12 protein-coding genes and 1 tRNA gene are annotated in these 14,911 nt (G+C 68.4%); 10 read left to right on the forward strand and 3 right to left on the reverse strand.

All coding sequences use genetic code 11. The annotated features are described in order from the left end of the window. Positions 1-50: 50 nt before the first annotated feature. The 4 genes from H6717_26755 (at position 51) to H6717_26770 (ending at position 5,060) form a co-directional block, all read left to right on the forward strand. On the forward strand, positions 51-1,904 hold the full coding sequence (locus tag H6717_26755) for a PAS domain S-box protein (protein MCB9580660.1): 1,854 nt from the start codon (positions 51-53) through the stop codon (positions 1,902-1,904). A 43-nt stretch (positions 1,905-1,947) separates the two neighbouring features. Further along, positions 1,948-3,333 (forward strand): glutamine synthetase, encoded by a 1,386-nt coding sequence (locus H6717_26760; GenBank protein MCB9580661.1) that lies wholly within the window; start codon positions 1,948-1,950, stop codon positions 3,331-3,333. Positions 3,334-3,349: 16 nt separating this feature from the next. Further along, complete coding sequence (locus H6717_26765; protein ID MCB9580662.1) at positions 3,350-4,486, forward strand: iron-containing alcohol dehydrogenase; 1,137 nt, start codon at positions 3,350-3,352, stop codon at positions 4,484-4,486. Positions 4,487-4,730: 244 nt separating this feature from the next. Then, positions 4,731-5,060, forward strand: coding sequence for a hypothetical protein (locus tag H6717_26770; GenBank protein MCB9580663.1), 330 nt, complete (start codon positions 4,731-4,733; stop codon positions 5,058-5,060). On the opposite strand, the gene H6717_26775 is transcribed toward H6717_26770, so the two are convergent. Further along, on the reverse strand, positions 5,061-5,351 hold the full coding sequence (locus H6717_26775; GenBank protein MCB9580664.1) for a hypothetical protein: 291 nt from the start codon (positions 5,349-5,351) through the stop codon (positions 5,061-5,063). A gap of 136 nt (positions 5,352-5,487) precedes the next feature. On the opposite strand from H6717_26775, the gene H6717_26780 reads away from it, so the two are divergent. The 4 genes from H6717_26780 (at position 5,488) to H6717_26795 (ending at position 9,565) form a co-directional block, all read left to right on the forward strand. Further along, positions 5,488-5,560 (forward strand) — tRNA-Gly (locus tag H6717_26780). A 190-nt stretch (positions 5,561-5,750) separates the two neighbouring features. Further along, positions 5,751-7,145 carry a hypothetical protein gene (locus tag H6717_26785; protein MCB9580665.1) on the forward strand — a complete coding sequence of 465 codons (1,395 nt, stop codon included), beginning with the start codon at positions 5,751-5,753 and terminating at the stop codon, positions 7,143-7,145. A gap of 8 nt (positions 7,146-7,153) precedes the next feature. Beyond that, positions 7,154-7,618, forward strand: a complete 465-nt coding sequence (locus H6717_26790; GenBank protein MCB9580666.1) for a hypothetical protein — start codon at positions 7,154-7,156, stop codon at positions 7,616-7,618. 45 nt (positions 7,619-7,663) lie between these two features. Further along, positions 7,664-9,565, forward strand: a complete 1,902-nt coding sequence (locus tag H6717_26795; GenBank protein MCB9580667.1) for a hypothetical protein — start codon at positions 7,664-7,666, stop codon at positions 9,563-9,565. Here the strand turns inward: H6717_26795 and H6717_26800 are convergent. Beyond that, positions 9,495-10,466 (reverse strand): RluA family pseudouridine synthase, encoded by a 972-nt coding sequence (locus H6717_26800; GenBank protein MCB9580668.1) that lies wholly within the window; start codon positions 10,464-10,466, stop codon positions 9,495-9,497. The genes H6717_26795 and H6717_26800 overlap by 71 nt on opposite strands. A 124-nt stretch (positions 10,467-10,590) precedes the next feature. Here H6717_26800 and H6717_26805 point away from each other — a divergent pair, with 124 nt between their 5' ends. Together H6717_26805 and H6717_26810 are read left to right on the forward strand one after the other, a co-directional pair. After that, positions 10,591-12,294, forward strand: a complete 1,704-nt coding sequence (locus H6717_26805; protein MCB9580669.1) for an OPT/YSL family transporter — start codon at positions 10,591-10,593, stop codon at positions 12,292-12,294. Between the two features lie 3 nt (positions 12,295-12,297). Then, positions 12,298-12,810 carry a gamma-glutamylcyclotransferase gene (locus tag H6717_26810; protein MCB9580670.1) on the forward strand — a complete coding sequence of 171 codons (513 nt, stop codon included), beginning with the start codon at positions 12,298-12,300 and terminating at the stop codon, positions 12,808-12,810. Between the two features lie 453 nt (positions 12,811-13,263). Here H6717_26810 and H6717_26815 read toward each other — a convergent pair whose 3' ends face one another. Further along, the gene (locus tag H6717_26815) at positions 13,264-14,883 is read right to left on the reverse strand and encodes a DUF3556 domain-containing protein (protein ID MCB9580671.1); all 1,620 of its coding nucleotides are present in this window, start codon (positions 14,881-14,883) and stop codon (positions 13,264-13,266) included. Between the last annotated feature and the right edge of the window lie 28 nt (positions 14,884-14,911).

Below are 14,911 nucleotides of genomic sequence, written 5' to 3' on the forward strand. Positions count from 1 at the left end.
TGCTCGGGAAACTCGGCTAGGCTCTCGGGTCGAAGGAGGGGATGGGGTTCGTGAGTACCGCCAGCTTGCTGCATCGGGAAGATCGCCTGCTGACCGCAGCGGCGCTCGTGTGTCGAGCCTTGGACTCGGCGCCACAGGGTTTCGCCGTGGTCGATGGCGAAGGGCGCTTGCTCGCCGAGAACCGCACCCTGTCGCACTGGCACGACGGCGCGTTCTCCGCGAACGTGCCGGAGCTCGCCGGTTGTCTGGAGCGGGCACTGGCCGGAACCGCGTCGGTGCTCGATCGCGACGCGGTCCTCGGGTTGCCCCAGGAGCTCGCGCCTTGGCGCGTCGTGATGATGCCCTTCGCCGTGGGTGGAGCCGTCAGCGTGCTCGTCGAGAGCCTGGCGGAGAGCGGAGAGATGCGACGCGCCTTCGAAGCATCGGAGCAGCGCTTTCGCCTGTTGGTCGACTCCGCCGTGGACGGCATCGCCGTGCATCGCGGGGGCGTGCTGTTGTACGTGAACCCTGCGGCGGTCCGCATGCTCGGCTACTCGTCGGCGGATGGCATGGTGGGGCAATCCGTCCTGGAGTTCGTGCACCCGGAGGACCGGGAGGTGGTGCGCGAGCGGATGCGCATCGCCGAGCAGGGCGGGGAAGTGCCGCTCCGGGCGGAGCGATTTCTGCGTCGCGATGGCACGGCGGTGGACGTGGAAGCGTTGGTGTCTCGCGCTCCGGTGGAAAATGGATACGCCAGCTTCGTCTTCTTTCGAGATGTCAGTGAGCGCAATCGCATGGCGCAGGAGCTCGAGCGAGCCAATCGCTTGGAGTCCCTGGGGCGCCTAGCCGGTAGCGTGGCGCACGACTTCAACAACTTGATCGCCACCATGATGCGCAGTCTGGAGCTGGCGCGGGCGGAGCTCTCCCGGCCGCGGGAGGCGGCCCACGCTCTGGACGCCGCGGAGGCTGCGGCCCGTCGGGCTCGGGACGTGACCCGGCAGCTGCTCACCTTCAGCCGCGGCTCGGACGCGGACGCCACCGACGTGAACGCCAACGAGATCGTCGAGGAAGCGATCACTCTGGTGTCCCGTGGCTCCGATCCTCGGGTTCGCTTTCGCGCCGAGCTCGCCGCCGACACGCCCTGGGTGTGGATCGGATCCTGTCAGCTCCATCAGGTGGTGCTGAACCTGCTGCTCAACGCCCGGGACGCGGTCCGCGGCGGGGGTACCGTGACCATCGCCACCCGTGAGACCCCAGACGGTCAGGTCTGGATCGAGGTCCAGGACGACGGGATCGGAATGTCTCCGGCGGTTCGCGCCAAGATCTTCGAGCCATTTTTCACCACCAAGGCGGACTCCGAGGGGACTGGGTTGGGCCTCGCCACCGCCTATGGCATCGTGCGACAAGCGGGTGGCCGCATCGAGGTGGAGAGCGAAGTGGGAGGTGGCTCCCGCTTCAGTGTCGTGCTTCCGGGAGGAGCGCCGCAGTCGGAGGTGCGTCGGGTGGAGCGAGAGGTAGGGGGGACGAAACACGGCACTCACAGGGTGCTCATCTGTGACGACGAGCTTCGCCTCGCGTCACTCACCGCTCAGCTGTTGCGGGAGCACGGCTTCGAGGCGGACACCGCCAGTGACGCCGAAGACGCCCTGGCGCAGCTGCACACCACGGGCGCGCACTTCTCCGCGCTGCTCTTGGACGTGAACCTCCCGGGGGAGGGTTCCACGATGCTCCTGGAGCAGCTCGAGGCCGAAGGCCAGGGGCTGCCGGTAGTGCTCACCAGCGGCTACGCCGAAGACGACGTGCCGGACGCGGTGCGCGGCCATCAGAGCGTCGTCGGCTACTTGCAGAAGCCGTACACGGTGGACGCGCTGGCCGAGGCGCTCGAGAGCGTGGTCGGCGAGGCGCGGTCAACGGCGTCAGGCTGAGCCCGATTGCCGCAGCCGAGCGCCTTCGCTACGTTGCTCGGCCATGGCAACCCGAAAGCGCGCGACCCGCGCCGACAACCACGACGGCGCGGCGCTGGTGGCCGAGCTGGAACGTCAGGGCATCTCGCGCGCCAAGATTGGCGGCTTCGACTTGGACGGCGTGCTGCGCGGCAAGTACGTCAGTCTCGAAAAGCTCCGCTCCGTCCTCGACAAGGGGTTCGGCTTTTGTGACGTGATCTTCGGATGGGACGTGGCGGACGTCTTGTACGACAACGCCAAGGTCACGGGCTGGCATACGGGCTATCCCGACGCCCACGCGGTGCTGGACGCCAGCACCCTGCGCCTCGTGCCCTGGGAGCCGGGGGTGGTCGCCTTCATCGCGGACTTCCGCGACGGCAGTGGCAAGGACCATCCCGCCTGCCCGCGCTCCTTGCTCAAGCGCGTGATCGCCCGCGGAGAGAAACTCGGGTTTTCGGCCAAGCTGGCCGCCGAGTACGAGTTCTTCTTCTTCCGCGAGACGCGCGACACGCTGCACGACAAGCAGTTCAAGGGTCTGACCCCGCTGGACCCCGGCATGTTCGGCTACAGCTGGGTGCGCTCCGGGCAGGACTCGGACTTGATGAGCGACCTGATGGAAGGGCTCAAGGCCTTCGACATCGGGCTGGAAGGGCTGCACACGGAGACGGGCCCGGGCGTCTACGAGGCGGCCATTCGCTACGATGACGCTCTGGCGGCGGCGGACAAGGCGGCGCTGTTCAAGTCCGCCGTGAAGCAGATCGCGCATCGTCATGGTCTCTCCGTCACGTTCATGGCCAAGTGGAACGCGGACCTCCCCGGCTGCAGCGGACACCTGCATCAGTCGCTGTGGAAGGACGACAAGAACGCGTTCTTCGACTCCCGGGACAAGCGCGGCATGTCGAAGACGATGAAGCACTACATTGCCGGGCAAATGGCGCTGATGCAGGAGCTGACGGCGATGTATTCGCCGACCATCAACAGCTACAAGCGCTACGTGCCGGGAGTGTGGGCGCCGCTGGTCGCTTCTTGGGGACAGGACAATCGCACCTGCGCCATTCGTCTCATCGATCTGGGAAACGACACGTCGCAGCGCATCGAGTATCGGCAGACCGCGGCCGACATGAACCCTTACGTGGCGATGGCGGCGTCTCTCGGTGCCGGCCTCTGGGGCATCGAGAAGAAGCTCCCGCTACCGCTGGAGACGCGCGGGGATCCCGGCAGCGAAGGCCCGGGCAAGCTACCCACCACGCTGGGCAAGGCCACGGAGCTGTTCGCCGCCAGCAAGGCGGCCCGCGCGCTCTTCGGTGCCGAGTTCGTGGACCACTACGCGCGCACCCGCGACTGGGAGGTGCGCTGCTTCGAAAAGGCCGTGACCGACTGGGAGCTGTCGCGCTACTTCGAAGTGATCTGAAAGAAGGAACCGACCCATGACCGCATTTTGGAGCTTTCCGACTCGCATCGTGTTCGGCAACGGGGAGGCGAAGCGCACCGGCGAAGAAGCCCAGGCGCTCGGCGTGCGGCGCGCGCTGGTGGTGACCGACGCCGGCGTGAAGAAGGCCGGGCTGCTCGCCGGCATCCTCGCCTCGCTCGCCGAAAAGGGCGTGGAGACGGCGGTGTTCGACGACATCGCCAGCAACCCCACGGAAGCGAACGTGGAGGCCGGCGCCAAGGCCTTCGCCGCGCACTCGGCGGACGGCATCGTCGCCGTGGGGGGTGGCTCGCCGCTGGACGCCGCGAAGCTCATCGGCGTGCGCGCCCGGAGCGACAAGAAGTGGGAAGAGCTCGACGACGCCATCGGCGGTGGTGCCCACGTGCCGGCGGGGCTCCCGCCGTTGCTGGCGCTGCCGACCACCGCCGGAACCGGCAGCGAGGTGGGTCGCGCTGCCGTGCTCACTCTGCGATCGAGCGGCCTGAAGACGGTGGTGTTCTCGCCCCACATGCTGGCCAAGGTCGCGATCCTCGATCCCGAGCTCACCCGCAGCATGCCTGCGATGACCACTGCGGCGACGGGCTTCGACGCCCTGACGCACAACGTGGAGGCTTACCTCGCCGCCGGCGATCATCCGATGGCAGACGCCATCGCCGTGGCCGGCATCGATCTGGTGGTCAAGCACCTGCCCACCGCCGTCGCGAACGGACAGGATCTCGAAGCGCGGGGTGGCATGATGAAGGCCGCGATGATGGGCGCCGTCGCCTTCCAGAAGGGTCTCGGCGCGTGTCACTCCCTGGCGCACCCGCTGTCCAGTGAGCATGGTCTGCACCACGGCTTGGCCAACGCCCTGTGCCTGCCCGTCGTGCTCGCCTTCAACGAAGAAGCGGCCGTCGAGCGCGAGCTGCACATCGCGTTGTTGCTCGGCGCCGACCCCGACCAAGGCGCCGCCGCGCGCGCCGTCGCGGCTTTCCGCCAAGCGCTCGGCTTGCCCGGGTCGCTCACCGAGGTGGGCGTCACCGAGAGCATGCTGCCGACCCTCGCGGACAAGGCCTTCAAGGACGCGTGTCACCGTGACAACCCGCGGCCCTGCAGCCGCGACGAGCTGCTCGCGATGTACCGCGCGGCGCTCTGACTCCGCCGCGACCGCGCTGTCATGGGCCGCGGCGGGCTCCGGGGGCGCGCGGTTTCCGCGGCGAACCAACATAAATGCTGGAAGTCATTGGGGCTTCTGGATGTTGGTGCGCCGCGGAACCTCGCTTTGGCACGGGCCTCGCACGGAAAACGTCCTGTCGAGAACTTGGCCCGGACGCTCTGACCATGGAAACCACGGCTGGGCCGAGATCGTTCTCGGCTTCTCGTCCGTAGGAACCATCGTCATGCGCCGTCGTCGCCGAACCGTACAGCCCGAGCCGAAGGGGGAGATGCTCCTTCGGCGAGCGTGGCGACACCGTCGCCGGGGCGAAGACCGACGCGCGATGCTGGTGCTCAAGGAAGCGTGTTGCCAGGAGAGCTCGAGCCCGCGGCTGTGGACCCTGTACGCGGCGCAGTGCGTGCGCGCTGGGCGGCGCGACGAAGCGGAGCACGCGCTGAAGCAAGCGCTGTGGCTCCGCCGGCGCGATCGTGACGATGCGCGCGTCAGGGTGATGACGGCGCTGCTCGGCCAGCTCGCCGGCGGCCAAGACAGCTTTCGCGTGCAGGCCGCCTGATCAGCTGGCAGCGACGGGCTCTGCTGCCGGCGCGGGCGTGGGCTCCGGCGGCTCCTTGAAAGAGAGGCCGGTGCTCTGGAACGAGCGGGTGGTGTTGCGGATGCAGAACGGGCAGAACCAGGCGACCTGGAACACGTCGTGATCCGGATGGATGCTGTGGGCGGGGGCCTCGCGGGTCAGCCGGCGACGGCGATCCTTCGCCCAACCGGAGACCACTTGGCGGTTCTCGTCCAGCTCGGCGCCGAGCCGCGCCTGGCACTCGCAAACGGAAAGGATCGTTGCCGTTTTCAATGCTGCTCCGCTGGGCCCCGAAAAGCGGTGGCGCCCGGCCCATCGATTACTTTCGGCGGGGCTTCGGGTCAAGCATCCGGGCGCCGAAGGTGGATTGCCAGCTTCGAGGGCGGGGACTAGACTCCCCGTCCACCTTGCGGGACTAGCTCAGTTGGTAGAGCACAAGCTTCCCAAGCTTGGGGTCGCGAGTTCGAGCCTCGTGTCCCGCTCCGAGTGACCCTTTCGCGGCAGCCAGCACTGCCGCGAAAGCGTGTCCCGGGTCGGCACAGCGACGTTGCGCTTCGCAGGCGTGAGACAACCGTCATGGCGCGTTGCCTGCGATCGACGACAATTCGTTACTAAGGCGTCCGAATCCGGGAAGGCCCCTGCTTGGGCGCACCCCGGTTGGAGCAACGATCGATGCGTTCTTCTCCCATCTCCCCGCTGGCGCGGGCGTCCGCGCTCGCCCTCCGACTTCCCCTCGTGCTGCTGCCCATCTTGGTGGTGTTGAGCTGGAGCCGCCCCGCCCACGCGTACGCGTGGATGATTCGCCACGGCTACGGCGGCTGCAACGTGTGCCATGCGGATCCCAGTGGTGGTGAGCTGCTCACCGCGTACGGCCGTGCACAGGGCGACCTGCTCTTGCGCATGCACTATGGCAAGGACGACAGCTCGGCGGCGGCCAGCACCACGGACACGTCGGGTGCTTCCTTCGACTCCTTCGACTCCTTCGACGAGGACGACGGCGGAGGTGCCGCTGCGCCGAAGGCCCACGAAGAGAAGCCCAAGGCCGAAGCGAAGAGCGAGGGCGACGACGGCGTCGCCAAGAGCGCCGCTTTCATGTGGGGCCTGTTCCCGACGCCAGACTTCCTGCTGCTCGGCGGCAGCTACCGTCACGTGGTGGTGGCCAATGCCGGGGGCGTGCGGACGTTCCCGATGCAGGCGGATCTGTACGGGCAGCTGTCCCTCGGACGCCTGCGCTTCGGCGGCAGCATTGGTGCCTCGCGGGTGGCGAACAATTCGCCCCACGCGCGCGCGGCGCAGGTCACGACGGCGAACGACGGCAACCAATGGAATCTGCTGAGCCGCACGCACTGGGTGGGTGTGGACCTGGGTGGCCAACGGCAAGTGACGGTGCGCGCGGGGCGCCTGAACCTACCGTTCGGCTTACGCATCCCGGAGCACATCATGTGGGTGCGGGATGCCACGCGCACGGATCGAGAGTCGGATCAATCCCACGGCCTGGCGGTGGCCTACAACGGCGAGAAGCTCCGGGGGGAGGTGATGGGCCTCGCGGGCAACTACCAGATCAACCCGGACAAGTACCGAGAGCGCGGCTACAGCATGTTCATGGAGTATCGGGTGTCCACGCCGCTGGCGGTGGGCGTCTCCAGCCTGCTGACCTTCGCCAAGGCAGACGCCATCACCCGAGAGCAAGACAGCACCACGCGCGGTGCCCACGGCGCCTTTGCCCGTATCGTGATCTCGGAGCCGCTGGTGCTGCTGGCGGAAGGGGACGTGCTGCACCTGTCGCGTCACACCATCGGCTACACCGGTCTGGCGCAGCTGGACTGGGAGCTGGTTCAGGGTCTGCACCTGATGCCCGCCGCGGAGGTGCTCGACGCGGGCCACCGCACCACTCCACCGGGGCCCGGCCTGCCGGAGCTCGACAAGGTTCCCGGCGCCGGGCAGCCGGGCTTCGGAGGCTGGCTCTCCGCCGACTGGTTCTTCTTGCCGCACCTCGAAGCACGGGTCGATGCCATTGGCCGCCAGAACGGCGGCATGTTCATGGTGCAGCTGCACGCCTACTTGTGAGGACGACGATGAAGAAGACCGTTTCAGCTCTGGCGTTCGCTCTCACCCTCACCCTGGCGGGCGCTGCGTTCGCGCTTCCGGAGTTCGCCAAGAAGCTCTCGGACGTGGCCAACACGCCCTGCGACGTGCGTTGTTCGATGTGCCACGTGGACGATGCGGGCGGTGGACCGGTGGTGCAGCCTTTCGTGAACACGCTGTACGACAACTTGTGGGACGGCAGCGCGGATGGCCTCAAGCCGGCCATCGACAACATGCGCGCCAGCGGCGCCGACAGCGACAACGACGGCGTGAGCGACACCGACGAGCTCGAGCAGGGGCTGGATCCCAACATGGCGGGCGCCAGCGACCTGTGCGGTCCGGCCATGGGATGCGGTGCGCACGTGGAGCCGCGAGGCAACGTGGACGGCTGGGCGGGGCTGGCTGCGGCCCTGGTCGGGGCCGTGCTTTTGTGGCGTGGCCGTCGTTCGAGCTGACCGGGGTATCGCGATCGGCGGCCGGGTCTACTAACGTGAGCTGGGATGGGCCAGCGCTTCTTCTTGGTACTGGGCAAGCTCGACGCCGAGCGCCGCCGCAGCCTGACCACCCTGGCCACGGCCGCCAAGTTGGAGCTGGCCAACGTGGAGACCACCATCGCTGCGCTGGCGTGGCTGGAGCGCCACGACCCGGCGGCGGTCACCTTCGATACGGCCATCAGCAAGGCCGAGAAGATCTGCGAGAAGGTTCGCAGCAAGAAGGAGCTGGCGTCGGTTCCGATCATCGCGCTCACCGCCGACGTGAGCGACGCCTACATCGAGAAGCTCTACACCTTGGGCGCGGACGACGTGATCTCGATCTCGTCCCGCGCGGCGCTGATGGCGCGCTTGAGGTCGCTGCCGGAGAGCGCGGCGCCCCAATCGGCGCGGCAGCGGGGCAAGGCCGTGGTGGCGGATCGCGATCGCGGGCGGAGCGACGTCTTCGGTCGCGTGCTCGTGAACGCGGGCTACGAGGTCAAATACGCGCTGGATGACGTCGCGCTGAAGTTCTACACGCAACAGGGCGGCGTGAAGGTGGTGGTGGCCAGCGCGGAGCTGGGTGCGCCGCGGCCACTGGTGGAGCAGGCCCGCAAGGCGGGCTGCGATGCCGTGTGGATCGTCACCGCCCAGCGCCGAGAGCTGGAGGCGCTGCGAGAAGCGGTGGTGGGCCTCGATCACGTGTCCGTGATGGGCGCCTACATGCCGCCGGAAAGCGTGCTGTTTGCCTCCAACGAAATGCTCAGCGGGGCGGACAAGGCGGCGCGCTCGAGCCCTCGGGTGCTGTACGGCACGGCGGTGCAGTTCCGCGGCGCGGGCGAGGACGACGACGAGCTGGGGTTTACCTACAACGTGAGCGCGGGTGGCGTGTACATCCGCACTCTGGCCGCGCCGACCACGGAGCAGGTCTGGATCGAGCTGCACCCGCCGCGCACCAAGGAGCGCGTGCGGCTCCTCGGGCGCGTGGCGTGGCGGCGAGCCTTCGGCGCAACGGCGGCCGCCACCGTGCCGCCGGGCTTCGGTGTCCAGATCATGGACGGCCTGGGGGGCGATCTGGAAGCGTGGCGCGACGGCTATCTCGCGCTGTTGGATCGACCGCGTAACAGCTCGCCGCGACTGGAGCTGCCGCCACCAGCGAGCTCTCCCGCGGTGGTGTCCTTGGCACCGCCCCTGGGCGTGCGCATCGAGGAGGCTGGCGCGCGCCCCGCACCCCCGCGTCCCGTGGCGGTGAAGGACGAGTCGGGCGAGCTGATCCTGGACAGCGAGCTGGAGAGCGTCCCGCCACCGGAGCCGGAACCGGAGCCCGAACCGGAACCGGAACCCGAGCCCGAGCCCGAAGCGGAGCCGGAGCCGGAGCCGGCGAAGCCCATCGTTCTGGAGCCGCCGCCGGTGGAGCCCGAGGTGATGGCGGACCCCGTGCCGCGTTCCTCGGGCGTCGGGGTCGTGCTGGTCGTCGTGGTGCTGCTCGTGATCGCCGGCGCGGCCGGCGCGTACTTCTTGATGGGTCGTCCAACGGCGTCGCCGACGGCCAACACCGTGATCGCCAAGGTGCCCACGCCCACCGCCCAGCCGTCGAACGAGCCCACGGCCAGCGCCGCGCCGAGCGCCAGCGCTGCGCCGATCGCCAGCGCCGCGCCGAGCGCCAGCGCCAAGGGTTACGTGGACGATGGCGACGACGGCTCCAAGCTGAACTGGAGCCAGGGCTACCTGGTGGTGAAGTCTTCCGCCGACGCGGACGTGTACGCGACGGGGTTCAAGATCGGGTCGACCAACGCGAAGAACCTCTCCAACTGCGGCATGAAGTACGTGCGCATCGGCAGTGGCAAGAACGTGCGCTGGATCAGCGAGGGGCAGACCGTCGACGTGAAGTGTCGCGCGGTGACGGTGATCGAGATCCAGCCGACGAAGTGAGGCGTTCGATCAGCGCGCGCATGTCGTCCGGCGGTGGCTGGGTGAAGCGCATCGGGCGGCCGGTGCTGGGGTGCACGAAACCGAGCTCCCGCGCGTGCAGCATCAGTCGCGGCGCGGGGATGAGCGGCGCGTCGTAGCCGCGGACGTACACCCGCTCCCCGAGGAGCGGATGTCCGGCTTCCGAGAGGTGGATGCGGATCTGGTGCGTGCGCCCGGTCTCGAGGCGGCATTCCACGTGGGTCGCGCCGTCGAGCCGCGCGACCACCGTCACGAACGTGATGGCGACGCGGCCGAGCTTGGGGTTGTCGGTGGAGCCGCTGAGACCGTCGCCCCGGTCCTTGACCAAGCGGCTCTCGTAGCGCGCGTCCGTGGTGTCGCCGTGTACCAGGGCGTCGTAGCGACGATGGACGCTGTGGGCCCGGAACTGGTTCTTCAACGTGCGCTTCGCCGGCAGCGTGCGGGCAAAGACGACCAGCCCGCTGGTCTCCTTGTCGAGACGTTGCACCACGCCCAAGGGGGCGGCGCGACGGGATTCGCGCCGCTCCAACAAATTTCTGGTGACATCTACCAGGGTGTTTCGCTCGCGCTCGTCGTAGGGCACGGTGGAAATGCCGCCGGGTTTCTCCACGACGACGACATGAGCGTCGGCGAACACGATGCGGGGCTTGGCGGCGGAGCCCCGAGGGCGCGGCGACGCGAGGCGGATCTCGATGTTGGCGCCGGCGTCCACGCGGCGCGTGGGATCGAGCTCGAGGGCATCGTTCACGCGCACCTTGCCGCTCTCCACCAGGCGCCGCACGTCGTTCCAGCTGGCGCCGGGATGGGCATCGCGCAGCACGCGATCGAGGGCGCCGGGCTCGGTCGCCGTCAGGCGCTGGTCGACAAAAGCGTGCTTGGCCAAGGTCGAGAAAGCTAGCACCGGTTGGGCCTTGCCCCTACATTCGCTTGCCGTGGCCGACCTCGAAGCTTCCGCTCCCGCCTCCGCCGACGTGGCGCAGCTCACCCTGCGCGCCGTTGCGAGCGGCATGGTGCTCGGTGCCGTGCTGTCGCTGTGCAACATCTACAGCGGGCTCAAGATCGGGTGGGGCACGAACATGAGCATCACGGCTGCGCTGCTCGGCTACGCCTTCTGGCAGCTGGGTCAGCGGCTGGGGAAGACGTCGCCCTTCGGCATCATGGAGAACACCGTGAGCCAGACGGCGGCCAGCGCGGGGGCCAGCATTTCGAGCGCGGGGCTGGTGGCGCCCATCCCCGCTCTCACCATGCTCACGGGGCAGACGTTGGCCTGGCAGTGGCTGAGCGTGTGGGTGTTTTCCGTGGCCTGCGTCGGCATCGTGGTGGGGGTGGGGCTCCGACGCCAAATGCTGCTGGTGGACAAGCTGCCGTTTCCCTTCGGCATCGCCACCGCCGAGACGCTGAAGGAGATGTACGCCCGCGGCGCCGAAGCGATGGCGCGGGTTCGGGCGTTGCTGCTCGCCGGTGGCATGGCGGCGGCGGTCAAGAGCGCCGAAGAGCTCCTGAAGCTGCCCAAGGTGCCGGTCCCCGGCAGCATGAAGCTCGCCTCCGGCACCGCCACCCTGAAGAACCTCGGCTTCGCCTTCGAGCCGGGACTCCTGTTCGTCGGGGTCGGAGCGCTGATCGGACCGCGGGCGTGCGTCTCGCTGCTGCTGGGCGCTGCGGTGGGCTGGGGCGTCATCGCGCCGGAGGTGCTCGACCGCGGCTGGGCCATGGCGGGCAAGCCGGGGGACGTGTGGTTCGGGCCGCTGGTGAAGTGGATGCTGTGGCCCGGCGTGGCGCTGATGGTCAGCTCTTCGCTGACGTCGTTCTTGCTCTCGGCGCGGTCCATCGTCCGCGCCTTCGCCGGGGCTCGCGGCGGTGGCCGCTCCGTCGCAGAGGCCGAAGGCTACGACTTCCGACGGAAGCGTTTCTTCTCGCTGCTGGCGGTGGTGGCGCTGGTGTCCGTCGTGCTGCAGGTCGCCTTGTTCGGCATTCGTTGGTACGTTGCCCTCTTTGGCGTGGGGCTGACCTTCGTGCTGGCCATCGTTGCCGGGCGCGTGTCGGGCGAGACGGGCATCACGCCGGTGGGAGCCATGGGCAAGGTGACGCAGCTGAGCTTCGGCGCCGTCGCTCCGGGGGACGCGACCACGAACCTGATGGCGGCCAACGTCACCGGCGGCGCCGCCAGCCAGTGTGCGGACATGCTGCACGACCTCAAGGCGGGGCACCTGCTCGGCGCGTGGCCCAGGCCGCAGGCCATCGCTCAGGTGTTGGGCGTGCTGGCTGGGGCGCTGGTGGGCAGCGCGGCGTATTTGGTGCTGGTGCCGGATCCGAAGGGCATGCTCCTCACGAAGGACTGGCCCGCACCGGCGGTGGCGCAGTGGAAGGCCGTTGCGGAGGTCTTTCAAAAGGGCATCGAGACCATGCCGGCGGGAGCGCTCCACGCCATCGCCATCGCTGCTGCCGTCGGTGTGGTGCTCGCCATCGCGGAGCGGCTCTCGCCACCCAAGGTGCGGCGCTTCGTTCCGAGCCCGGCGAGCATGGGACTGGCCCTGGTGGTGCCGGCCTACTATTCGATCATGATGTTCTTGGGCGGCGTCATCGCGTGGCTGGTCGCGCGGCGCTTCAAGAACTGGTCGGATCGCTTCCTGGTCGTGATCGCCTCGGGGCTGATCGCGGGGGAGAGCCTTGCGGGCGTGGCCTTTGCCATCGAGAAGATGTTCAAGGGCTGAGGCGTGTGGGTGTTTGGCTACGGCTCGTTGGTGTGGCGCCCGGCGTTCGATCACCTGGACAAGGAGCCGGCCTTCGTCGTCGGCTGGGCGCGGCGTTTTTGGCAGGGGTCCACGGATCACCGCGGGGTGCCGGGGGCGCCGGGTCGCGTGGTGACGCTGGTGCCGGATCCCGGCGGGCGCTGCTGGGGCATGGCGTACCGCGTGAGCCAGGACGACGTGGAGCGTGTCATCGCGCAGCTCGATCATCGCGAGAAGGGCGGCTACAGCCGGCTCGAGCTACCGCTGTTCAAGGGCGACGGTAGCGCGCTCGCCCCGCGCGGGGTGACGTACATCGCCACCGAGGACAACGAGAACTACCTGGGGCCCGCGCCGCTTGCCGCCATCGCGGCGCAGGTGAAGCAGAGCCGCGGGCCCAGCGGCCACAACGTGGAATACGTCGCGGAGCTGGCTGCGGCGCTCCGGCACATGGGGGCGGAGGACGATCACGTGTCGGAGCTGGCTGCGCTGCTGGACTGATTTCTTGTTGGCCCGCCGCGGAAACAGCGCGGTCGAAGACGGGCATGGGAATGGGCACGGGCGCGGGAGACGGGCACGGGCATGGAGAGATGGGCACGGACGACGGGGCACGGGGATGGGCACGGACGACGGGCACGGCGCGTGTGACGGGGAAAGGACTTCCGTGCGCTGGCGCCCTCGGGGTGGACGGGCGAGCCACGAGGCGAAAGTGGGAGCGGGACGCGGTGGTACCGCGGCGGACCGACATGATCTTGGAGGTCGAGGCCATGAGGTGCGAGCCGTGAGTAACGAGCTGTGAGCAACGAGCAACGAGCTGTGAGTAACGAGCTGTGAGCAACGAGCTGTGAGCAACGAGTAACGAGCTGTGAGCAACGAGCTGTGAGCAACGAGTAACGAGCTGTGAGCAACGAGCTGTGAGCAACGAGCTGTGAGCTACGAGGTACGAGCGGTGAGCTAGGAGCTCCAGGGTTGGACCTGTCGGAGCTCGGTGACCGGGAGGGTTCCGGATTCGATCTCGCCGCTGTGGGCGTCGACGATGCGATAGGCGAGGCGAGGGCGGAACAACGGCTCGGACTCGACGAAGACGCAGCGGAGCTCGCCGGGGGCGAAATCGCACTGCGCTTGGACGGCGTGGAGTAGCGCTTCTTGGTGCAAGTGGCCGTCGCCGAAGTTCCAGCCCAGCACCAGCCCGGCGACGATCTCGCCGTCGACCCACTCGTACTCGTCGAGACGATCCACGGCCTTGGGGATCAAGCGCGGGAGCGCTCGGCCGTGGAGGTGCATCAGGCGGAAGCCCATCACCTTGCTGGCCAGACCCACCGAGGTCGCGCGGTCGTAGAGCAGGGCGAGCTGGTCGTAGATCCAGCCGGAGCTCTTCTTCAAGCGCGCGAGCTTTTGGTACGACTCGCCGCGGAAGAGCCAGATGGAGTGCGCCCAGTTGCCGGCGTAGTAGCGCATGGAAAGCAGGAACGAGATGCGCTCGGGAAACAGGTTGCCGAGCAGCGGGACGACGACCAGCATCGTCACCAGGAACGCTGCCAGGAGCGGGGACGAGACGGCGAAGGGCGACACTTCCGGGTGGGCCCAGAACAGCGCGAAGGCGCCGTACACCACCATCACGTTCCACTCGATGGGTACGCCCATGGGCACGTTGCTGGTGATGAAGCCGTGCAGCAACAGCATGAGCACGATGGCCACCAGCGGCGGAGTGCCGAGCGGCGTGAGCACGAAGGCGAGGGGCACCCCGAGCTCGAGAGCGGTGCCGGCGTGGGCCATCCAGGTGGCGAGAGGCGACGGCCGCAGATCGCGGGGGTAGTCGCGGTAGAGCCGGCGCCGGAGCCAGGCGAAGCGCGTGAAGGGACTGTTGCTGGTCATCACGCACACCACCGCGGGGAAGTGATGGTTCAGCTTCGAGATGCCCGCCCATAGCCACAGCGCGAGCTGCACGCTCTTGGCGCCGGCGACCCACTGCCCCCCGAAGGCGAAGCACACGATCGTGACCCAGTAGTGCTCGGCCCGCGCGGCGAGGAACAACGTACGGTCCGCGAGGCCCGCCACTGGGACCAGGAGGGCGAGGGGTAGGAGCTCCGCGGGGCCGAGCCGAGGAGCGATCAGCGCGCGCACCGCACCGACGACGATGCCCAGATACAGGAGCACGTCGAACCAACTGCGGGTGTCGCCGCCGAGCAGCGGCGTGCGCGGCAGCAGCGACAGCTTGGTGGTGCCAGGGCGCAGGAAATAGAGGAAGCCGCCGATGGGAGGCACGTAGCGACCGGTGAGGGGACCGCTGCCGCAGCCGAGACCGAGCACCTCGAACAGCAAGCTCCAGACGATGGCCTTCTGGAACGCGAGCGGATGCAGCCAGCTCGTGATACCGGGGGTGGCCTTAGCGATGGCGACGAAACCGCCCACGTACAGCGCGAGCTTCAAGAGGTAGAACCCGTACACGCCCAGCGGGGTGCCGTAGCCCTGGAGCGCCCATGCTTCGCACACCTGGCGTCCGCGTTCGGGGAGCGACGCCTTCTCCCATTTCAGAGGGTCGTAGGGCGGAAGGATGGGATCGAAGAGCCCCACGCGCTTACCGTACCTGGTTTTGGGGATT

The organism is Polyangiaceae bacterium (assembly GCA_020633235.1).
Lineage (GTDB): Bacteria > Myxococcota_A > Polyangia > Polyangiales > Polyangiaceae > JACKEA01.

What these genes read in the sequence shown, in the direction of transcription:
- H6717_26770 (MCB9580663.1), top strand. Translation starts at nt 4,731, where the DNA reads ATGCGCCGTCGTCGCCGAACCGTACAGCCCGAGCCGAAGGGGGAGATG.
- H6717_26790 (MCB9580666.1), top strand. Translation starts at nt 7,154, where the DNA reads ATGAAGAAGACCGTTTCAGCTCTGGCGTTCGCTCTCACCCTCACCCTG.
- H6717_26785 (MCB9580665.1), top strand. Translation starts at nt 5,751, where the DNA reads ATGCGTTCTTCTCCCATCTCCCCGCTGGCGCGGGCGTCCGCGCTCGCC.
- H6717_26760 (MCB9580661.1), top strand. Translation starts at nt 1,948, where the DNA reads ATGGCAACCCGAAAGCGCGCGACCCGCGCCGACAACCACGACGGCGCG.
- H6717_26805 (MCB9580669.1), top strand. Translation starts at nt 10,591, where the DNA reads ATGGTGCTCGGTGCCGTGCTGTCGCTGTGCAACATCTACAGCGGGCTC.
- H6717_26795 (MCB9580667.1), top strand. Translation starts at nt 7,664, where the DNA reads ATGGGCCAGCGCTTCTTCTTGGTACTGGGCAAGCTCGACGCCGAGCGC.
- H6717_26765 (MCB9580662.1), top strand. Translation starts at nt 3,350, where the DNA reads ATGACCGCATTTTGGAGCTTTCCGACTCGCATCGTGTTCGGCAACGGG.